The 20,432-nt window shown below is 35.6% G+C and carries 21 protein-coding genes and 3 tRNA genes; 14 read left to right on the top strand and 10 right to left on the bottom strand.

The genetic code is table 11. The annotated features are described in order from the left end of the window. The coding region (locus NTU89_03315; protein MCX5923573.1) for a hypothetical protein at positions 1-273 on the top strand (273 nt) is incomplete at its 5' end. A 114-nt stretch (positions 274-387) separates the two neighbouring features. Here NTU89_03315 and NTU89_03320 read toward each other — a convergent pair. Further along, entirely contained in the window at positions 388-936 is a 549-nt protein-coding gene (locus tag NTU89_03320; protein ID MCX5923574.1) for an ankyrin repeat domain-containing protein, read from the bottom strand. Between the two features lie 374 nt (positions 937-1,310). Here NTU89_03320 and pheS point away from each other — a divergent pair, with 374 nt between their 5' ends. The 5 genes from pheS to NTU89_03345 all read left to right on the top strand — a co-directional run bounded on the left by pheS (position 1,311) and on the right by NTU89_03345 (position 5,630). Beyond that, positions 1,311-2,330, top strand: a complete 1,020-nt coding sequence (gene pheS / locus NTU89_03325; protein ID MCX5923575.1) for a phenylalanine--tRNA ligase subunit alpha — start codon at positions 1,311-1,313, stop codon at positions 2,328-2,330. Between the two features lies 1 nt (position 2,331). Beyond that, complete coding sequence (locus NTU89_03330) at positions 2,332-3,150, top strand: UTP--glucose-1-phosphate uridylyltransferase (GenBank protein ID MCX5923576.1); 819 nt, start codon at positions 2,332-2,334, stop codon at positions 3,148-3,150. Positions 3,151-3,224: 74 nt separating this feature from the next. Beyond that, positions 3,225-3,533, top strand: coding sequence for a hypothetical protein (locus NTU89_03335; GenBank protein MCX5923577.1), 309 nt, complete (start codon positions 3,225-3,227; stop codon positions 3,531-3,533). 183 nt (positions 3,534-3,716) lie between these two features. Beyond that, entirely contained in the window at positions 3,717-4,892 is a 1,176-nt protein-coding gene (brnQ, locus tag NTU89_03340) for a branched-chain amino acid transport system II carrier protein (GenBank protein MCX5923578.1), read from the top strand. A 54-nt stretch (positions 4,893-4,946) separates the two neighbouring features. Beyond that, positions 4,947-5,630, top strand: coding sequence for a queuosine precursor transporter (locus tag NTU89_03345; GenBank protein ID MCX5923579.1), 684 nt, complete (start codon positions 4,947-4,949; stop codon positions 5,628-5,630). Positions 5,631-5,637: 7 nt separating this feature from the next. Here NTU89_03345 and NTU89_03350 read toward each other — a convergent pair whose 3' ends face one another. From NTU89_03350 to sppA, 8 genes are all read right to left on the bottom strand, one after another. Further along, entirely contained in the window at positions 5,638-5,940 is a 303-nt protein-coding gene (locus NTU89_03350; GenBank protein ID MCX5923580.1) for a hypothetical protein, read from the bottom strand. A 16-nt stretch (positions 5,941-5,956) separates the two neighbouring features. Then, on the bottom strand, positions 5,957-6,292 hold the full coding sequence (locus NTU89_03355; GenBank protein ID MCX5923581.1) for a hypothetical protein: 336 nt from the start codon (positions 6,290-6,292) through the stop codon (positions 5,957-5,959). A gap of 96 nt (positions 6,293-6,388) precedes the next feature. Beyond that, a complete protein-coding gene (prfA, locus tag NTU89_03360) occupies positions 6,389-7,462 on the bottom strand; it encodes a peptide chain release factor 1 (protein MCX5923582.1) in 1,074 nt (357 codons plus the stop codon). 30 nt (positions 7,463-7,492) lie between these two features. Continuing rightward, complete coding sequence (gene rpmE / locus NTU89_03365; protein ID MCX5923583.1) at positions 7,493-7,690, bottom strand: 50S ribosomal protein L31; 198 nt, start codon at positions 7,688-7,690, stop codon at positions 7,493-7,495. A 104-nt stretch (positions 7,691-7,794) separates the two neighbouring features. Then, positions 7,795-8,712, bottom strand: a complete 918-nt coding sequence (locus NTU89_03370) for a hypothetical protein (protein ID MCX5923584.1) — start codon at positions 8,710-8,712, stop codon at positions 7,795-7,797. Positions 8,713-8,814: 102 nt separating this feature from the next. After that, positions 8,815-10,596 (bottom strand): translational GTPase TypA, encoded by a 1,782-nt coding sequence (gene typA, locus NTU89_03375; protein ID MCX5923585.1) that lies wholly within the window; start codon positions 10,594-10,596, stop codon positions 8,815-8,817. A 162-nt stretch (positions 10,597-10,758) separates the two neighbouring features. Further along, positions 10,759-11,139, bottom strand: a complete 381-nt coding sequence (locus NTU89_03380; protein MCX5923586.1) for a hypothetical protein — start codon at positions 11,137-11,139, stop codon at positions 10,759-10,761. An 87-nt stretch (positions 11,140-11,226) separates the two neighbouring features. Continuing rightward, the gene (gene sppA / locus NTU89_03385; protein MCX5923587.1) at positions 11,227-12,138 is read right to left on the bottom strand and encodes a signal peptide peptidase SppA; all 912 of its coding nucleotides are present in this window, start codon (positions 12,136-12,138) and stop codon (positions 11,227-11,229) included. A gap of 187 nt (positions 12,139-12,325) precedes the next feature. Between sppA and NTU89_03390 the strand changes: the two genes are divergently transcribed. The 5 genes from NTU89_03390 (at position 12,326) to NTU89_03410 (ending at position 13,837) form a co-directional block, all read left to right on the top strand. Beyond that, positions 12,326-12,401, top strand: a tRNA-Val gene (locus NTU89_03390). 8 nt (positions 12,402-12,409) lie between these two features. Next, positions 12,410-12,485: transfer RNA gene (locus NTU89_03395), tRNA-Asn, on the top strand. 32 nt (positions 12,486-12,517) lie between these two features. Further along, positions 12,518-12,594: transfer RNA gene (locus NTU89_03400), tRNA-Asp, on the top strand. Positions 12,595-12,831: 237 nt separating this feature from the next. After that, the gene (locus tag NTU89_03405) at positions 12,832-13,446 is read left to right on the top strand and encodes a GNAT family N-acetyltransferase (GenBank protein MCX5923588.1); all 615 of its coding nucleotides are present in this window, start codon (positions 12,832-12,834) and stop codon (positions 13,444-13,446) included. A 28-nt stretch (positions 13,447-13,474) separates the two neighbouring features. Then, the gene (locus NTU89_03410; protein MCX5923589.1) at positions 13,475-13,837 is read left to right on the top strand and encodes a DUF488 family protein; all 363 of its coding nucleotides are present in this window, start codon (positions 13,475-13,477) and stop codon (positions 13,835-13,837) included. A gap of 410 nt (positions 13,838-14,247) precedes the next feature. Here the strand turns inward: NTU89_03410 and NTU89_03415 are convergent, their stop codons facing one another. Continuing rightward, entirely contained in the window at positions 14,248-15,279 is a 1,032-nt protein-coding gene (locus tag NTU89_03415; protein MCX5923590.1) for a hypothetical protein, read from the bottom strand. Between the two features lie 177 nt (positions 15,280-15,456). On the opposite strand from NTU89_03415, the gene NTU89_03420 reads away from it, so the two are divergent. The 3 genes from NTU89_03420 to NTU89_03430 all read left to right on the top strand — a co-directional run. Then, on the top strand, positions 15,457-16,332 hold the full coding sequence (locus NTU89_03420; GenBank protein ID MCX5923591.1) for a hypothetical protein: 876 nt from the start codon (positions 15,457-15,459) through the stop codon (positions 16,330-16,332). Positions 16,333-16,938: 606 nt separating this feature from the next. Beyond that, positions 16,939-18,102: an AAA family ATPase gene (locus tag NTU89_03425; protein MCX5923592.1), complete on the top strand. Its 1,164-nt coding sequence runs from the start codon at positions 16,939-16,941 to the stop codon at positions 18,100-18,102. Positions 18,103-18,327: 225 nt separating this feature from the next. Then, positions 18,328-20,432 (top strand): hypothetical protein (locus NTU89_03430; GenBank protein MCX5923593.1); only part of this gene is annotated, 2,105 nt, incomplete at its 3' end.

Below are 20,432 nucleotides of genomic sequence, written 5' to 3' on the forward strand. Positions count from 1 at the left end.
ACGGATTTTGCAAAAGCTGCTTGTTGCATCAGTGCATTTACGCTGAAAATTAGGCAATGCACAATGAGCAGAATTGATGTAAATACGTTTATCTTTTTTTATCGATTTTGTTCTTTTTCGATAATAAGGTCTTTTTTATACACATATGACGCACATGAAAATCATCTCCATTATCGATTTTTGATGTTTTTGAAAATAGAGATACGACCAAAATTATTTAATCGCTTGATAATTCAGCATGATAGACAAATCAATAATTTGTATAACCATTAATCCATGATCTTGCATTGCAAAACTTGATACATTCAATAAAAAAGTCGCCTCATTTATAAAAATGAGGCGACTTTTTTATTATTATATCTTTTCCACAAAAAGACTTTTTATTTACTATGAAACTTTATTTTGTCTTAACCTTGGCGGATTATCTAAAGCATCAACGCTTGAATAAGTAATATTATCTTCTTCTATCTGGCTATCTAATTCCTCTAGCTTTTTATTTAATGCTGCATAATCAGATGCTGTCTGACCATAGATGTTTACAATATTATCTTTTGCCCCAGCCTTAATAAGCTCATTGGAAACTTCATGATGTTCATCTAAAGAGGACATATGCAACGGAGTATCGCCATCTCGGTCAACTGCATTTGCATCTGCCCCAACCCTTAAAAGAGCTTTTACTGCATTTAAATGACCTTCTGATGCTGCAAGATGTAGCGGTGTTTCTCCAAAAGAATTTCTATCATTTATATCGTGCCCTTGTCTTATAAGCCTTTGAATCGACTCAACGTCACCTTTTTCAGCAGCGATATGTAAGGGGGTATTGTTTCTATCCTCTTCACTGCTACTTTCAACCTGATCTGGACTATTGCTATAATTTTCCATTGCAGAAATATCTGCATACAGAGCCAACATTGATACCATTAATACTTTTTTCATACTTCCTCCATTTTTTGTAAAACATTGTTTAAAAAACTTTGTTTACACTTTAATTTAACCTCTTAAATCAAGAATACCCTTTTTGAAAGCCAAAAAACAAGAGTTTTGTGATATTTTTTTATTATTGTGAATTTGGCTGAAATATCTTGTATCCAGATGGCAAATATTGCTACGTGATCAACTTAATCAGAACGTACCCATTCGACTCTTTGCATAGGTTATCGCCTTGCCACGACACGCACCCAAAAACCTAATTGCAAAGGAAGGCAACCTTTGATACGCTATTTTAAATGATGAAGAGATTGAAAAATGCCATTTAATTACTCGATTTCCAGGTCATGCCTGAGGACTACGAGGTTAGGACTAAACCCAACGTGAATTTAAATAATTTAAATGAACTAAAAAAAGATTTAATACAAAAGCTCAATGACGTTTTAAATGAAACAGATCTTGAGACTTTTCGCTTACAATATCTATCACGCCAAGGAAGTATTGCTCAACTTTTTGAACAATTAAAAACCATGGACGCCGATCAAAAACGTTTGGTTGGTCCAAGCCTAAATGAATTAAAAAAAGAGATTCAACAACAATTTGATGAAAAAAAAGAGACTTTTTTTCAAACTCAAATCAATGCTCAGCAAGAAAAACAAAAGTATTTTGATGTGACCATATCAAAACCAACTCAGCATGGCAGCTTGCATCCATACACTCAAATAACAAAACAAATACAAGATATTTTTATTTCAATGGGATTTGCGGTAGCCGATGGACCTGAGCTTGAAACAGAATTCTTTAACTTCACATCACTAAATATTCCACAAAATCATCCAGCTCGAGAAGATTCTGACACCTTCTGGATCGACCCAGTTCATTTGCTTAGAACGCAAACCTCAACCGTGCAAATTCGAACTATGCAAACGCAGACGCCTCCAATTGCAATTATTGCTCCTGGTAGAACTATGAGAAATGAAGCAACTGACGCGTCGCACGATTTTATGTTTATGCAATTTGAAGGCATGTACATTGCAAAAGATGTTTCGATTTCAAACTTGCTTGCAACATTAAAAACTTTTTTGAGCAAGCTTTTTGAGCAAGAGATCAAAATTAGGGTTCGACCTGGATACTTTCCTTTTGTTGAACCTGGACTTGAGATTGACGCTTCGTGCCCATTTTGCTCAAGCGGTTGCTCAACATGCAAACGAACCGGTTGGATTGAGCTTATGGGAGCTGGACTTATTCACCCAAATGTTTTAAAACATGGCGGCATAGATCCTAAAATATATTCAGGATTTGCCTTTGGATTTGGGTTAACTAGGCTCACAATGCTTAAATATAAAATTTCAGACATTAGACTTTTACATAGCAGTAATCTGCAATTCTTAAAGCAATTTTAATATGAAAATTACAAAATTAATTATTCCTGCAGCAGGAATTGGTAGTCGTTTTTTACCAATTACAAAATCAATTCCAAAAGAAATGCTGCCACTTTCAAACAAACCTGCAATTCAATACATTGTCCAAGAAGGTGTAGATGCAGGAATAAACAACATGCTCATTATTCTTTCTCCAGAAAAAGGCGTAATTTTAGATTATTTTGCACGGAATCATCACCTAGAACAGATTTTAGCAGAACAAGGAAAAAGCGATTGTCTTAAAGAGCTTAACGATCTGATAAGCATCGCAAAGTTTCAATATTTTATTCAAAACAAACCACAAGGCGTTGCAAACGCCCTGCTGCATGCGCAACCAGCAATTCAAAATGATGAATTTTTTGCAATGGCATACCCAGACGATATTATTTTTGGAACAAACCCAGAAATTGGATACCTTGCAAAAGTTGCTCACGAGCATCAAGCTATGGTTATTGGGGTTCTTGAAGTTCCATATGAAAAAATTTCAGCTTATGGAGTTATTGCTCCAGGAACACAAATAGCTCATGACATTTTCGAAATTGATCATTTAGTCGAAAAACCAAACGCGGCAGATGCGCCCTCAAACTTAGCAATTGTCGGTCGTTTTATTTTACACCAATCTCTTTTTGCCCACATTCCGTTAACTCCACCTGGTAAAGGCGGTGAAATTTTACTTCCCGACACGATTAACCTGATGATCAAAAAAGGATTTAAGGTTTTAGCTGTCAAACTCAAAGGTGAACGTTTTGATACGGGAACGCCCCAGGGATGGCTTGAATTCATCATCAAGCACAATACATAAATTAAATATTGCTTTCGCCTTTGAGAAATTGTTACCTTCTTTTTAAGAAAACAAATAACTCAAAGGGGGGCCTTATGAAAAAATTGTTGTACATCTCTCTGCTTTTTATTGCAAACTCTTTACACAGCTCTAACTTATGTCGGGGCTTTGAATACACCGGGCAAGGACTAAGGCGCGCAACACGAGAAATAGTTGATTGTCAATGTAGCTGTTGGCAATATCCAAAAGTAAAAATAGACCAAGGTTATGGATACGGATGTTTGCAATGCGGACATCGATTACTTCCAGAACAAATCTTCCCAGAAATCTTAACAGCACAAAAATCTAAAAATGAAACTTGGGACCCAACAAATAAAAAATACGTTCGCCACTCTCAAAGATAGACCACAAGATTTTATATTTTGATATAAAAAAAGGAGCCCTTGAAATTTTCAAAGGCTCCTTAAATTTTTGAATATTTTATATTTTTAAAAATTACAATTAACCTTTCAAATCGCATGAAATTTGATAAAAATACAAAATTCCGTATTATTTAAAGTATAGTATTTTTTTACACAAGGATTTAAATGAAAAAACATGTATCAGTAAGCTTTCTTACAATCGGTGTTGCAGTTTTCACCATGTTGTTTGGTGCTGGAAACATGATTTATCCAATCAAGGCTGGAGTGGCTGCTGGTAGTCAATATATCGTTGGTACTTTAGGGTTTTTACTAACGGGCGTTTTAATTCCAATTATCGGACTTGTTGCAATGATTTTGTTTGATGGAAACTACAGAGTTTTCTTTAATAGAGCTGGCAAAGTTCCTGGTTTTTTAGCAATTTTATTTTGCATGCTCATCCTCGGGCCCTTCCTGGTAATTCCTCGTTGCGTTACCGTTTCATACGAAATGCTTTTTCCGCTGCTTCCTAATGTTGGACTTGCTGCTTTTAGCGCTTTTTTTTGTTTGTTAACTTTTGCTTTTAGCTACAGAGAATCTAAAGTTTTAAATATTTTAGGCAAATATATGAGCCCGGTTATTATTACATCTTTTGGATTTATAATCATAAAAGGATTGATGAATGCGAGCACAACAATAGAACAAATTCGTCCTGCTAGCACCATTTTCTTAGAGCAAATTGTTCACGGTTTTCAGACACTTGACTTACTTGGTGCTTTGTTTTTTGCATACATTATCATTCGTTTAATCAGATCAGATAACTCAGTTGAAGCAATTTCATCAAAACAAGTTGCCGCAATTTGTTTAAAAGGTAGTGTTATCACAGCCGCTTTAATGACTGCCTTTTACGTTGGATTTATTTCACTAAGTGCTTTTTATGCTCATCTTGTAACGAGTGATATGAATGGTGCTGAAATTTTTAGAATCATTGCACTGCATGTAATTGGCCAACATGGAATTCTATTTTTAGTTGTTGCAGTATTGATCAAATGTTTAGCAACAGCTACAGCACTCGCAGTCGTATTTTCAGAATATTTACGAAATGAATTTTTTGATAAACAAATAAGCTATCTAAGCTGCTTGATTATAACTCTTACAACAACAACAGTTATATCCAATTTTGGTTTAACAAATATTATCACATGGGGCTTTCCAATAATTACTGCTGGATACCCAATCATTTTAACTATCACGCTTTGCAATATTGCATATAAATTATTTGATTTTCAATGGATTAAACTGCCTGTGTTTGCAGTTACTGCAATCATGATAGGCATATCAGTTTATCCACACCTTGCTTCTTAAATTAACCAATTAACTAAAATGACCCAGCTGTTTTCAGTTGGGTCATTTTATGAAATGCAAAAAATTATGATAAATGAACTAATCTTTACCATCCATGTATGCGCAATCAGCATAAGCACGTTGCTGTTTGGCAAGCTGGGTAAATCAGCGCTCATCGCATATATTTCTCTGCTTTTTGTTGTCGCAAATATTTTTGTAATAAAACAGATTACTCTTTTTGGATGGTCTGTAACAAGCGCGGATGCTTTTATTGTCGGTATTAGTTTTGGCATAAATCTTTTACAAGAATTTTATGGCAAAGAGTCTGCTAGGAGTGCAATTTGGATAAGTTTTGCCTGTTCAATTTTTTATATGATTATTTCGCAATGCGTTCTAGCATACATCCCTGCGCAGTTTGATGATTCACACGCACAATTTGCACACATCATGACGTACACAATTCGCATTACGACGGCATCATTTGCAGCTTATTTGATTACTCAGTTTTCAGACATGCAGCTCTATGGATATATTAAAAGAATCACGAACGGAAAGTACTTTGTTTTAAGAAACTACTTTGCATTATGCACGTCTCAACTTATTGATACCATTTTATTTAGCTTTTTAGGGCTTTATGGAATCGTTGACAATGTTTTTCATATAATAATTGTAAGTTATCTTATAAAAATTATTGCCATTGCCATGACGACTCCATTTTTAATGATGGCTAAAAAAGTGTTATGCTCACCAAAGGCATAATAATTTCTTAAAAGATAAAAGGTTTTTTTGGTTTTTTATTCATTCTTTTTATAAAAGCATATTTAGCAGTAGCCTTATCATGTAATCGAAAAACTCTTTTTAAAGCTTGAAACCAATCCATATTATCTTCTCGTTGTATGCGCTGTATTTCAGCTCTTTCAATCATAGATTCTTGTATGAAATCATGCTTTAGCATGGCGAGCACAAAGGCCTTTACGACTGTTCTATCATGAGCGCGATCTCGACGCAGAGCAGACAAATTACAAGATACAAATAGCAAGCCAACGAACAGAGCAAATAATGTCTTCATAAACGACCTTTTTTTATTATTTATTATTTTTTCTTGCGTTAATACGTGCCATATTTTCCTTATAAGCCTGGGACTTTAAACAATTTAAGCCAACAATAGTTAAGGTTATCGGTTCAAAATTCTGACCCTTAATGCCACGAGTTCTTGCAGCTACTTCATGATTTATAATTTTATTGAGCCTTGATTTCTTGTGCGCTTTAATTGCTCTAAACATCTTAGACATAACAACGTTATCAAGTTCTTTTTGAATCTCATCTTTCTTTCTTAACGAAAGACAAGAAGACGAAGAAATATTTGAAACCACAACAAAGCAGATAGAAAAAAAGATTATAACGTTTTTACAGAGTACCATGAAAAAGGTCCTTTCAAAAAGAGGTCATAAAAAAATATATTACCCTGCGTACAGGATAACAAAAATGACTCTAATTTCTAAAAGAATTTAAATAATTTATAGTTGCTCTAGAACTGGGAGCATTTGACGCATTTTTCGAGATTGATCAAGAAGTGCATTGATAATTTCATCTAAATCACCCTGCATAACAAAGTCTAATGACTTTAAAGTTAAATCTACTTGATGATCAGTAACGCGATTTTGAGGGTAATTATAAGTTCGAATTTTTTCAGAACGTTCTCCTGTTCCGATTTGTTCTTTTCGATTTAAAGATTCTTTTGCTTTTTGTTGTTCTTGAGCATGCGCAAGTAATCGAGAGCGAAGCATCTTAAGAGCTTTAGCCTTGTTTTTATGCTGAGACCGCTCTTCTTGACAAGCAACTGCAACACCGGTTGGTATATGAGTAACGCGAACCGCAGAGTCTGTAGTGTTAACGTGCTGACCACCAGCACCACCAGAACGATACACATCAAAACGCAAATCTGAATCATTTAACTGAACATCTACATCTTCTGCTTCTGGAAGAACCGCAACGGTTGCGGTAGATGTATGAACACGCCCAGCAGTTTCTGTAGCCGGAACGCGCTGAACTCGATGAACGCCTGATTCTGTTTTTAAAGAACCGTAAATGTTTTTACCTTTTATATGCACAACTACTTCTTTTAAACCGCCTAAATCAGTACCACTTTCTGTAGTGATCTCTGTTTTCCACGATCGTTTTTCTGCATACAAAAGATACATTTTCAAAAGATCTGCAACAAACAAAGCAGCTTCCTGCCCACCAGTTCCTGCTCGAATTTCAAGATAAGCGCTTCTGGTGCTTAACTCATCAGCAGTATACATCATGTCTTCGAGTTCTTTTTCTTGATGTTTTATTTGTGCTTTTAAATCTTCAATTTCTTGTAAAAACAATGAAGCAAGCTCAACATCTTGTTCATGTTGAGCTTGCTTTTCAGTTTCGTTTAAAGACAGCAGAGATAACTCTAACTGTTTGTGAGCTGTAAGGATTTCTGAAACATTTGACAAGTTTCGTTGCACCTCAGCACGATCTTTTGACGTTACGCTTCCTGAAGAAATTTGGTCTTCTAGTTTCTTTTGTAAGATTTCTAATTGGTCCCACTTAGTAAACACAAATTATCCAAAAACGTAAGTAAAAATCGATTATTGAGCATATTTCTTTTTGAATTTTTCAATTCTACCCGCTGTATCAACAAATCTTTGTTGACCAGTGAAAAATGGATGACAGCTAGAACAAAGAGTTGAACGAATATCTTTGTTTGTTGAACGAGTCATAAATGAATTGTCGCAAGTGCATTTGACTTCAACTTCAAATAGCTCTGGATGAATACCTTGTTTCATAGAATAATACCTTTATCTTACCAAAATTATACTCTTTAAGTATGGACAAATTTACTGATTTTGTCAAAAGACTCTTCGAAAGAATCGATTATTTCAAGCAATAATTATTCTTTTTCATTACCTTTGCAGCAAAAACAGTTCAAAACTTGCTGCCAACAAGATAAACGGTCTAAAGAAGCATCTGGCTTTTTATTATAAATCATTACCATTGGAACCGATTGGCTCACATTTTGATCATTTCTGTCAGAATTTCCAGACTCTTGGGTAGGAACAGAAAGAGGATTTACAGAATCCTGAGGATTGTCACCAGATCCCTCTGTTTGAGTAAAGCTCACTTGGCTAAAAGCCCTCTGCCCAGATGAAATATTATTAACAGGCACAAGAGACTCGCCATCATTAATATTTATTTTTGCAAAGGTAAACAACTCTCTTTTCGCAATAGGCCGAGAAATAGAATGCCCAGAAACTCCTATCATCGAACCACCCTCATCAAGCTCATCTACTATCAATTGCGCTTCTTGCGAAAGTGCCAAACTTGTTTGCAAAGGCTTTGACTGTGCAAAACTTGACTCTGGCATAACCTCTTGAGATTCTAGCGATGTGCTAAAAACACTATGCTCACGATTACCAAAAACATCAGATCCACCTTCTAATGTTTTTTTATATTCTTTTGCAAATTCAGCATTAACATATATTGTTTCTGAGCGCTTTAAGCCACCCGAAAGCTCTGCCTCGTAGTCAGAATTAAAAGTGCCCGCAAAGGCATAACTTAATTTTTTACCACTTGAACGCGAGCCCGTTTCACTATTTTTGTCCCTTGACGAATACATATCAAGACTATCTACCCTACCAAGCTTACGACTAGCATCTACCGGTGAAGCATCCTCACCAAGGGCATCATCAAGCTCTTTACTATCAGGCTGCAGATCATACTCAGAAGGTTGTATCTGAGCAACTAAGCTAAAAACCAGAAGGGCACTTAATCTGGTGATTGAAAAAATTGATTTACTTTTGATACCCATAATCTACCCCTATAATATATAATTTAATAACCAAACTGGGTGTAATAGCAGCACTGCTATTACACCCAGCTTTAAAACATTTCTCAAGCGAAATTCAACGCTTTATCTTCTTTTTAAATCTTTTTTACGCAAACGAACAGACTCTGGTGTAATTTCAATCAATTCATCAGGTCTAATCCATTCCATACATTGCTCTAAAGACATAGGCTTTACAGGTGGCAATTTAACCGCATCATCTGTGCCAGAAGAACGCATGTTACTTAATTTTTTAAGCTTACATGGATTAACATCTAAATCAGTATCCCTAGAGTGTTCACCAACGATTTGGCCTTCATAAACCTTATCAGCTGGCTGTACAAACAAAACTCCACGCTCTTGTAGCGTATCAAGAGCATATGCAGTCACAGAACCATTCTCCATAGAAATTAAAGCACCTTTTAGACGTTTTTGGATTTCTCCTTTAACCGGACGGTACCCTAAAAAGTTCATATTAATAATACCAGTTCCGCGAGTATCAATTAAGAATTGAGAACGGAAACCAATAAGACCCTGTGATGGCATTTCAAATTCCATACGCAAACGACCATCATGAAGAGGCTTCATGTTAACCAATTCTGCTTTTCTTTGTCCAAGGTTTTCCATGACTGATCCACGATATTGATCTTCAACGTCAATTACAACAAGCTCAAACGGCTCATTTTTCACACCATCAATAGTTCTATAAATAACCTCAGGAGCTGAAACTTGAAGCTCAAAGCCTTCACGACGCATTGTTTCAATTAAAATACCAAGGTGTAATTGTCCACGACCAGAAACTTTAAAAACATCTCCAGACTCAGTAGCTTCAACACGAAGCGCTACGTTTTTTTTCAATTCGCGATCTAAACGCTCTTTAATGTGGCGAGATGTTAATAGTTTTCCTTCTTTTCCATTAAACGGAGAATCGTTTACAGAAAAATACATAATAAGCGTTGGCTCATCCACCTTAACATAAGGATACGGAGCTGGTTTTCCAAGTGCACAAATTGTTGCACCAAGTTCAGGCAAAACTGTAAATCCAGAAACGCAAACAATGTCTCCAAAGCTTGCTTCTTGAACTTCAATTTTTTCCACACCTAAAAACTGCCATATTTTAGTGATTTTAGTAGGTTGACTTATTTTCTCATCGCGACACATTATAATTTGGTCGCCAACTTTAAAGCTTCCACTAAATACACGTCCAATAGCCAAAGCACCAAGGAAGTCTGAATGATCAAGGTTTGTAATCAAAAGCTGTAATGTATCACTTTTTGAAACCGGGCAAGGAATCGATTGAACGATAGTATCAAGCAAAGGCATTAACGTATCTGAAGAGATTTTCATGTCTGTTGTCATGAATCCTTGTCTTGAAGATCCGTACAGAGTTGGGAATTCTAGCTGTGATTCATCGGTAACTAAATCAAGAAACAAATCATAAATTTGTTGCTCTGTATGCTCGATTTGAGCATCTTTTCTATCAATTTTGTTGATAACAACGATCGGACGTAAGCCAAGGCTTAACGCTTTTTGAAGAACGAAACGAGTACCGGGAAGCACACCTTCTGCCGCATCAACGAGAAGCAAGAAACCTTCTACCATTTGCAAAGTACGCTCAACTTCTCCACCAAAGTCAGCGTGACCAGGAGTATCAACAATGTTGATTTTGTATCCGTTGTAATCGATACCAGTGTTTTTCGCCAGAATAGTAATTCCGCGTTCTTTTTCGATAGAACCTGAATCCATGACGCGATCTTTTGCGTCATTGATTGTTCCTGATTGTTTTAATAATTGATCAACTAGTGTTGTTTTTCCGTGATCCACGTGAGCAATAATTGCAATGTTACGGATTTTAGATGCGTTTGACATAATAAATTCTTTAATTTTTAGAAATATTGGCCTTATAACTTATTATTATAGTATCAAAAAACTCAATGTCTGTCCACGACCTGATTATCTCAATACAAAAAGAGGTGCCTTGATCAATTTATCAATCAAGGCACCTCTTTTTACAAATTTCAAATACTTATATTATGAGCACATCTTTTCTGAGCACTCTTTGCAAGCTTTTAAACTAGCCCTACATGCGATCGCACAATCTTTACAAACAATCATACAATCAGAATCAGAACCCATGCCACCACTTGCATCAATACAAGCTGTACACTTTTCGACAGCTTTTTCGGCAGCCTTTATAGATGCACTACACAAAGCTTTGCATGGCGCACTATCACAATTTTTAATATGTAAGCGGCACTCAGCAATCACTTGCTTGCTTGCTGCAATTGCATCCTTTGCTGGCTGGATACAATCTTTTTTAGAGGCTGTAGCCTTAACATGCTTTTCACACATTAAAGCGCAAGCTTCTAACTTTAAAATAGCAATCTTACAGGCATTTTTAGCAGACGACATAAACAACTCCTTTTTTTAATTTGTTTCTGCTTGAATCCTAAATCCAAAAAAGGTTTTGTCAATTTCTAGAAACCTGAAAAAAATATCCTAAAAAGAAACACTTTGTTTTTGTAAAAAACTAAATAAGCTGCCCCAAATTGAGGTTGAAACATTGCATCCAAGCTCATCATCGCTTTCATCATCGCTGTGCATAATTTTTTGTAAAATTGAAGGCTGAGCTTTTTTTATCAACTCTATTTCTCGATCAGAATGTAAAATCTGTTTTTTAATATAATCTAAAGCAGTTGTTTGATTTCCTATTTCATCAATAAGTTTCAAACCAAAAGCTTGATGACCAGTAAATATTTTGCCGTTTGCCCAAACATCTTTTTGATCAACTGAAAGATGACGACACCTAACAATATCAGCAACAAACTGCTCATAACAATCATCTGTTAACTGCTGAAGCATATCTTTTTGCTGCTTTGTAATTTCAGCTAATGGATCACAGCTGTTTTTATAACTGCCTGATGAAATATCGACAGTCTCAACATTGTAAGCGTCTAAAAGCTTTTTAAATCTCATTTGAGTTCCAAGCTTGGCGCCAATACTTCCAACCAAAGAACTACCAGATGCCACAATATAATCAGTATTTGCGGCTACTTGATAAGCACCAGAAGCACAAAGATTTTCACTATATGAAACAATTGGCTTTGGATATTGTTTTTTCAGGTTAATGATCTCTTGGCAAATTGCTTGAGTTGATCCAGCAGCTCCACCAGGACAGTCCATTTTAATTAAAATAGCTTTAATCTCATTGTCTTTAAAAAACTCTTTCAACTGTTTATTGTACCTTGCTGATGATGTTATCACGCTAGACATTACAATCATGCCAACTTTGTTTTTAGGTTCAACATGGTCTGACCACTGCTTTTTTAAACCTTTAAATACAGGGACTGCAAATTGAATAATGAGTAAAACCCAAAAAATATTTTTTAACGTATCTGAAACTTTTGACATAATATGCCCTCTTTGCTCATAGAAATGATATAAAAATGATTAAAATATACTGTACCAAATAACATAGTTTTAGAAAGTTGAAAAAATATGATTGTTTTTTGATATTAGGCTTTGACTTTGCAGCCCGTATTCGATACAATTCTTATATCTTAAAAGTTTTCTTAGAAATATACGTGTAAAAAGTTTGGGGCGGTTAGCTCAGTTGGTAGAGCATCAGTCTTACAAACTGGGGGTCGCTGGTTCGAATCCAGCACCGCCCACCAAAATTTGTTCCTTGGTAGCTCAGTTGGTAGAGCAAACGACTGTTAATCGTTAGGTCGCTGGTTCGAGTCCAGCCCAAGGAGCCATTCATTTCATTAAATGAATCATAAAACTTTGTGGGGTTGTAGCTCAGTTGGTTAGAGCGTTCGCCTGTCACGCGAAAGGTCGCGAGTTCGAGTCTCGTCAATCCCGCCAGTCTTTGTTCCTTACCGAACTTCTTCTGGTTTTGCCGCTAAAGGCACACAAACAATAAAACTCACCGTAAATTAAAAATTATTCAAAATTGAAAAATGTAGTTTGTATGCATCCTTCGTGTTTGTAACAAACTCATTATTTCGTAAAGCCCGCGTACTCTTGTAGTCGCGGGCTTTTTTTCAACCTAAATAATCAATCTTTAATCCATTAAACCAAGTTAAAAATTAAGTAAAAATCATGAATCATAAAACAATCTTTTTATTGACCCTCGCTATACATACAACAATCTTTAACAACCCAATCGTCAAAATTGTACCTTTTTTGCTTACAAAACATGTCTCGATTCTTACTGAATGCTGTATAGAGCATTATCCTGAGCTTTTCTCTAGCTCTCCTGATAGCCCTGGAATGAAATCTCATCAAGCAAGACGTGACTATGCTTTCGCACAGGCTATGCACATAGGAGCACTTTGTAATGAGCTAGGGCAAATTGATAATAAAGTAAATGGATCAATTACCACTACCAAGGTTTTAGAAATAAATGACATTCCGGCAGGATACATTAAATATACGTCTTGCCATCCTTTAAAAAGCATAGGAAAAATCGATCAGCTTGCCATACTAAACAAACACAGAAGGCAAAACCTAGGCAATGTTTTAATGTGTCATGCTTTGGATGATTTTTACAAAAATGATGCTATTTCTTTTGCTTACGTTTTAACCACAACCAAAACAGTGGGCGAAAAATTTTACCAGAACAAATTAGGCTTTTCTTTTTTAGACGAGCAAAAATCGTTGAATTACCCTGATGAAACCTTATTTCGATGGGGCGCTCGAATTCGGAATTTATAAATATTTTAATTGAGCTAAGGGCGTTGTTATGTTGCAAGCAAAATCCATTCAAGCAGAAAAAGAAATACATGATGGCATTCGGATATCAATCATGCGCAAGCCTCGTGGGGATTATGATTTATTAATTTCAGCACTGGCTCCATCTGAATTACTTTTGCAATCCTATCAAGATCAAAAAATAACCTGGTATGAATATGAGCATGCATTTTTACTGGAGATGAAGAATAATTCAGACGCCCAAAGAATGCTTCAATTCATTATCGATATTTCAAAATTTACTGATGTAACTCTTTTATGCTGGGAGCAAACGCCTGATCAATGCCATAGACGATTAATTACAGAATTAATTAGTACGATCAGCAACAACAACGTAAAGATCATTCTTAAATGACAAGTTGTATGCATCCTTCGTGTTTGTAACAAACTCATTATTTTGTAAAGCCCGCGTACTCTTGTAGTCGCCGGATTTTTTTTGTGTTTTTTATTAACTCTTCATATTTCAAGCAGAATATTTTACAACTCAGCTAGTCTGACAATAGACCTCTTCTGAAAGTATATTTTTTGGTTTTATGCAGACAAAAAGCAATGCTCTTTTTTCACGCCTTATTTCCTGTGGCTTGAGCCACCAGGTGCAGCAATCTATTAAGATTCCATGTAATTTTATAAAAAGCTTAAAATGATTTTTATTTTATGCTGGACCTCGTGGTTCCGGCCGTCGACTTTGGCTATGGCGGACACGGCAAGCCACAAGGAATAAGAATAGGAAAATGTTTTTTAGGTTGAAGATGAGACAAACTAATTTCACCTTGGTAGCTTAATGCCACCTGGCCTACAAACGATTTCAGGATGCTCAAGCATGTCAATAATTTTTTTGTAGCTTGTAGCCGAACAAGCCCATTTCTTTAAAAAAGCAGCAGCCTTATTGATTGGATCTCTCTGCGATGAAAAACCGCTTATTGCTAGGCTAGCTATTGCTGCTGGGTCTTCTGCTTGCTCAATATAGGAAGAACTGTTCTTATAATATTCTTTACAAAGGTCCAATACTGGAATATAAGAACCTCCTTGTCGACGATATCTATAAACATAGCCATTTGGTTTATACCGAGCTCCAACAAAAATTAAAGCTTTAACCATCTCTACATTTCCATAATCTGCAAAGTATTCTAAAGGAACATCGCCCAATTCAGTTCCACAAAATTCTTGAGCATTAAAATCAATTCCTCGATGCTGCAGCTCTAAGATCGTAGAAGGACTCTTAAGATCTGTGAGTTTAATACTTTTAAGATCAAATTTTTCGTGCTGTAGCAGCATCCTTACGATATTTTGATGACCCAACCGATCAGCCCTACTAAAAAATCCATACTCTGGACCAACCAAATCAGCATCAAGCATACTTTTTAATAAATCGCTCTTGCCAAGTGAAGCATACATATAACTAACAACCCTCATATCATTAAGCGTACGCTCAAAATCAACATCTTTTAAGCAAGATATAACGCGAAGCTGTGTTGCCTCGCTCATTTCAGTTTGTTGCCATCTGTCATAGTTGCCTTGAAAGCATCTACCGCCACAGTCGCGTAAAGAGCATTTATCGTCATCGTGTTTAAAAACATTCTGGTTAGCTTCTACGATTTTATTCCATAACCTTCGAAGCTGAAAATGATTTTTTAAATCAATACTCTCACTCTCTTTTACACCTGAGCCCGCAGAGCAGGATGCTTGAACCATTGGCGAAAGTAAAAACAAAAACATAAATAAAAATAGATTCTTCATGAAATCTCCAAAGTGCATTAATTTTTTTATCGTAACATTTTTTGCAAATGAATTTTGCATTTTAATCCCTGTAAAGTTTATTTAATTTACAAACAAGATAAGAATAATTTTTTCCCTTATATAAAGCAATAAAAATGCACCCTTGCATTACAATGCTCACAAATTTGTTGTAATAAATTAACTACGCGCTTAAAGTGCCATATAATATAATTCTATCGTTTAAAACAAAGGACTTTCATGAGGTATGCAATTATTATATTTTTTGGGTCTATATATTTTCTTAGCTTAAACTCTGACTGGCAAGATAGACTCGATGAAAAACGCTCTATAATAAGCGAACCAACCAGCAAACTACTGACAACACAATTACAATTATTTATCAGCGGTCAAGCACCTGCTATTGCCGATGAGCGCATTAAACAAATTCCTATCAAGGAAAACGGTGAGTCAATTGTTGATATTACGATTTTGAATCATCCTCGCATCAGCGTAATGACAAAAGAGGATTGCTTACTTGCTCATGAATTTCCAAGTGATATTGATCCTCGTTCAGATAGTCATAGCAAAGTCCGAGCTGGAGTTTTTCAAGCATTGATCGAGATGCTCGACAATTTGGACAAACTTGCTCCAGCTTTTGGATATAAAGCAGGCATGCTTGAAATAAAATTATTTGAAGGGCTTCGTGATCTTGGAACGCAAAAAGAACTTTTTGAAGCTAAAATGAAAGAGATTTGTTTAGCAAATCCAACCATGACCAAAGAAGAAGCATACGCTCAAACTTCAAAATGGGTTTCTCCTTACATTGATAACGTTCCTGTCCACTCAACCGGTGCTGCGGTAGATATTCATATTTTTGATCGAGAATCAAACAGCTTTTGCGACATGGGTCGATTTAATACTAGTGGGACACTTGCACCAACATTTTCTACTGATAACAGGCTCACCAGCCAACAAAAAAACCACCGTTTATTAATGCTTATTGCTGCAAATTCATCAGGACTTATCAACTACTTAAATGAATTTTGGCATTTTTCATTGGGTGATCGATATGCTGCTTATTTTCAAGAAAACAATTCTGAATTACGATGTGCATGTTATGGATCTATCAATTAAAAAAGCGATATAATCAAAAACATTTCACAAACTCAAACTATTTTTGCAACAAGATTCAATAGTGTAAAACATCTAAAAAACAATGCTTTTTCACAAAACTCTAAACGGCTGGTAGCTTGTATGCATACTTCATTTTTGCAATAAATTTCGTAAAGCTCGCACACTCTTTTTGTCGCGTGCTCTTTTGTTATGTTTCCATAAAAAGTCTAAAATATCGATCCATTCAAGCAATTGAATGGATTTTTACCATGCATATTTTCAGAGAGAATATTTTACGTTACACCTAGTCTGACAGATTATAAAAGCATAAAGTATATATACAATTCAATTTTCGACATGAAAGTACAGTATGAAATTAACAACTGCCAATATCTTTGCTTATATTTTTGGTTTTTACTTTTTCTAATTTTTAAATCGCAATTATCAAACTTTAATTATATGCGCGTTAAGCAAATTAAATTTTTACACTGCAATAAATAAGCAACAAACAAGCAAATATTTGAACTAAAAACCTTACTTCCACCGAAGGGACAATGACCATTACATATTAAAAGAGTAGTAAAAAGCAAATTATAATAATTTACTTTTTATCATTAGGAATACTTTATGATACGCCGTATCTACCCTATGCTTACATTGGATACAATAAGCAAAAACTATATATCTAAAGCATTTACATTGTTCTGCTTTTTAAGCTCTTCTTTTATTAACACAAGCGACTTTAGATACACAAAAGCATCAGATGCCGAAACATTTGCAACAAACGAAGCTTATAAGCAATTTTTTAAAAAGCAGGAAGAAATTTATCAAGATCTATTAACGCTAGGAATTCCTGGCGCTCGGCCTTTAAGCATTAATCAAACTTTGGCAGAAGAAGTGCTGACAAATTGTCCAAGGGAAATAAACGACACTATTTCTAGCATTAATCAAAGAGTGTTTTTTGATAATGAAAAAGACATGATTTTACATGGAATGTCTGGAACCGGCAAATCTTGCCTAGCTCAAGCAATAGCAATAAAAACCAAATCGCCCTGTTTGTTTTTTAATGCAGGAAGCATATCAACTGAGTATATGAACTCAGGAGTACAAAATTTAAATAGAATATTTGAATATGCACAAAGGTTAGAAAAAAGCCTAGGCAAACCATGCATTATTATATTTGATGAGCTAGAAGCTCTGACTAAAAAACATGCTGGTAAAAACAATCATGAAAGCAATATTTTAATAAGCTTTTGGCAAGAATTAGACAAGCTGAACAATAGTAAAATAATTGTTATTGGCACCATGAACAGAACAGATGATTTACCGGTTCAAATTACCAATCGAACTTCTATAGTTGAGGTTTCTTTACCTACAGACAAGCATAGAGAAGCAACTTTAGACTACTTTTTAACCACAAAAAAAGATAAATATATGCTTGAGTATCCTGAATGGATTACAGCTGCTTATCTTGCTAAAAAAACAAAAGGATTTTCAAACAGAGATCTGCAAAACCTAGTAGCTCGAGCAACCAAGCAAGCAATATTAGCACCATCCGTACCAGATAAAAGTAGCAAGTTTGTTCCTGGTGATTATTTTACTCGTATCATCAAAGAAACAAAAAAAGATCCTAAGCGAAAGCTAGAAAGAGAAATAGGAACATGGAAACATACTTTTAAGACGAATTTTCGTGATCCTAGAATTACTCTACCTCTTGCAGCAGTCGCAACCACATTGATTATTGCATACAATACTATTTCCAATCACAAAGAATTGCTAATTCGCAAATAGAACAATCACAAAAAAACTTTGACGATCAAGCTAGTGGTGAGCACATGTTAAAACAAGCAGCAATTAATTCATCTATTCTAGGAATACCCGTTGGACCAATTTCTACTGGACTTGGTTATGGCTGTAAAAAAGTTTATGAAAATTATTGCAAATAGATCTCTTCAAAAATATGGTACCCAAAAAGAACTTCACAACCAATAACACTTTTAAAAACGGAAGTTTTTTATGCTACAAACTATAAACAAATCGTTATTGCTATCATTGCTCGCCTATTCATTTGTTTTTCCAATCAGGCAAATCGCTCGAGTTGCACTAGCAAGAACATTAAATCAAGCAGCCCCTTTTCGTAGTTCTTTGGCTGTAAGATGCCCTTTTCTTGCGGTAGAGGCCATGATGCAGACAGCTCAAGAAACCACAGAAATGATAGCTGCCGCTATGGTGAAAACAGCTCAAGAAACCACAAAAATTGTATCTATGGCTATGGATGCTGATGGATCTACAAATAGCAATGAAAATGAGAAAAATCAAAACAGAATAGCCGACAATCAAGTACAGACTGATTTAAGCAAAGGTGATGAGATTAGAAACAGTCAGTTTTATGTTGATAATCACCCAGAACCAGTGACGACTAATTGGCAGCCTTCATCATCCGCCGATACAATTCATGATAGATTCTCAAACAGCATTGATGTAAACGAACAACAAAAATGCTTATCCGGAATAATCCAGAGAGCCAAGCTAGAACAGGTAGCGCAAACGCGATTTATAAATACTAAATCAGAATTCTTTTCTTCTTTTTCAAGCTTTGCGTCAACGGTTCAAGATAAAATAAGTAGTCGTATAAATTCATATTGCCTTCTATCGCGCAATGAAGCAATAGCTCACAAAAATGCTCTTGCCATAACTCTTTGTGAACTAAAAAACAAACTTTCATCTCTGAATCGAGAAAATCCTCATACCTATTTTGTCGAGGATTTAACAAAAAATGGATTTAATAGTCAGTCAATATTTAATCCTTATCGCAATCAAGATAGGTTGACTACAAAGGACCTACATGACATGTCAATGGCACTAAACTTAAAAGCTGAAATAGAATTAATAAGCGCTGCTATTGAAGAATGTGACAGGATAATTCATAGATTTGAACAAGAAACACGTGATTTTGAAAACAAGCTAGAAACTTCCTCTTCTGACCAAATAGAGCAACAAATATTGCCATCTCTTCTCGCAGAAAAAGAGTCAACTACCATTTCAGCTACTGAAAAAGAATATGAACTTAACTATCAAAACAATAAGCTTGAGTCGATCAACAATCAACTAGAACTTTTAAGTAAAAAATCTTGGTGGGAAAAACTGACTGATATTATGAAGCGAGATCCTAGCAGAGACTCTTTTGTGGTTCAGCAGAGTTCTGCAAAAGTAGAGCAAAAAGAACTCAAGCAACAGCTTCAAGGCTTACAGGATAAACAAAACAAACAAAATACGCAGATTGAACGGATTCAAAAAATCACTGACCAAAAAAAACAAGTTGAATTAGAACAAGCTCAACTCGCAAAAGAAAAACAAGAGCAACAAGAAGCACGAATCTTTCAAGAACAATTGTTAAAAGAAAGACACCAAGCTTGTAATTTTGATGCTGCAGATTGTCCAAGTCTTGATCTTGCAATGCAATGGTGTGAGCGCCAAAAAGAATTATCTAAAACTATTGAGCAAGGATACAAGCAGCACGATCAAGATTTTCATCTATCATCGCAAACGGTAGGTTTTCTAGCTGCCCATGATTTAAACTACACAGATTATCAAAGATTTTTTGGTACAGCTTTGCAACACCAAATACATCGTGAGATGTGTGACGCTTTATCGCAAGCGGCAACTTTGCAGGTGCAATTTCCGTATCAAAATAATTTTATAACAAGTGTTGCTGATTTTGCAGATGCAGCTTACGAGGCAAATAAAAGCAATCAAATATTACTGGCATCACAGCTTATGGATGTTGATTGGATAGCCCTAAGGTTGTCGCGCGATATTGCTACAGCCGCACTGCCTTACGCGCAAGGCGTTGTTTATGGAATAGCTTATGGCGCTACAGATGTTCTTCATATGGCGTCCCGTCCAATTGAAACATGTAAAGACCTTGGTAAAACAATCTGCTTTGCTCTTGAAACAGCTGCATTAAACTGCGTTGAAGACGAATCTATGGCACCCGAAAGCTATAAATTAAAACGCGATCAAAGAAACGAGGAAGTTGCGCAGGCTTTGCATAAGCTTGGTGATCAGATGGCAAACTCTACAGGCCCTGAAAGAGTTGAGGCCTTAGCGAGATTTGGAAC

The sequence above is a fragment of the Candidatus Dependentiae bacterium genome (assembly GCA_026389065.1).
In the GTDB taxonomy this organism is placed as follows: Bacteria; Babelota; Babeliae; order Babelales; family Chromulinivoraceae; genus JACPFN01.

Bases quoted from the DNA above. Each gene is read 5' to 3' on its own strand.
- NTU89_03320 (MCX5923574.1), bottom strand. From the start codon at position 936: ATGAAAAAAGTATTAATGGTATCAATGTTGGCTCTGTATGCAGATATT.
- NTU89_03330 (MCX5923576.1), top strand. From the start codon at position 2,332: ATGAAAATTACAAAATTAATTATTCCTGCAGCAGGAATTGGTAGTCGT.
- NTU89_03335 (MCX5923577.1), top strand. From the start codon at position 3,225: ATGAAAAAATTGTTGTACATCTCTCTGCTTTTTATTGCAAACTCTTTA.
- brnQ (MCX5923578.1), top strand. From the start codon at position 3,717: ATGAAAAAACATGTATCAGTAAGCTTTCTTACAATCGGTGTTGCAGTT.
- NTU89_03345 (MCX5923579.1), top strand. From the start codon at position 4,947: ATGCAAAAAATTATGATAAATGAACTAATCTTTACCATCCATGTATGC.
- NTU89_03350 (MCX5923580.1), bottom strand. From the start codon at position 5,940: ATGAAGACATTATTTGCTCTGTTCGTTGGCTTGCTATTTGTATCTTGT.
- NTU89_03355 (MCX5923581.1), bottom strand. From the start codon at position 6,292: ATGGTACTCTGTAAAAACGTTATAATCTTTTTTTCTATCTGCTTTGTT.
- rpmE (MCX5923583.1), bottom strand. From the start codon at position 7,690: ATGAAACAAGGTATTCATCCAGAGCTATTTGAAGTTGAAGTCAAATGC.
- NTU89_03370 (MCX5923584.1), bottom strand. From the start codon at position 8,712: ATGGGTATCAAAAGTAAATCAATTTTTTCAATCACCAGATTAAGTGCC.
- typA (MCX5923585.1), bottom strand. From the start codon at position 10,596: ATGTCAAACGCATCTAAAATCCGTAACATTGCAATTATTGCTCACGTG.
- NTU89_03380 (MCX5923586.1), bottom strand. From the start codon at position 11,139: ATGTCGTCTGCTAAAAATGCCTGTAAGATTGCTATTTTAAAGTTAGAA.
- sppA (MCX5923587.1), bottom strand. From the start codon at position 12,138: ATGTCAAAAGTTTCAGATACGTTAAAAAATATTTTTTGGGTTTTACTC.
- NTU89_03405 (MCX5923588.1), top strand. From the start codon at position 12,832: ATGAATCATAAAACAATCTTTTTATTGACCCTCGCTATACATACAACA.
- NTU89_03410 (MCX5923589.1), top strand. From the start codon at position 13,475: ATGTTGCAAGCAAAATCCATTCAAGCAGAAAAAGAAATACATGATGGC.
- NTU89_03415 (MCX5923590.1), bottom strand. From the start codon at position 15,279: ATGCAAAATTCATTTGCAAAAAATGTTACGATAAAAAAATTAATGCAC.
- NTU89_03420 (MCX5923591.1), top strand. From the start codon at position 15,457: ATGAGGTATGCAATTATTATATTTTTTGGGTCTATATATTTTCTTAGC.
- NTU89_03425 (MCX5923592.1), top strand. From the start codon at position 16,939: ATGATACGCCGTATCTACCCTATGCTTACATTGGATACAATAAGCAAA.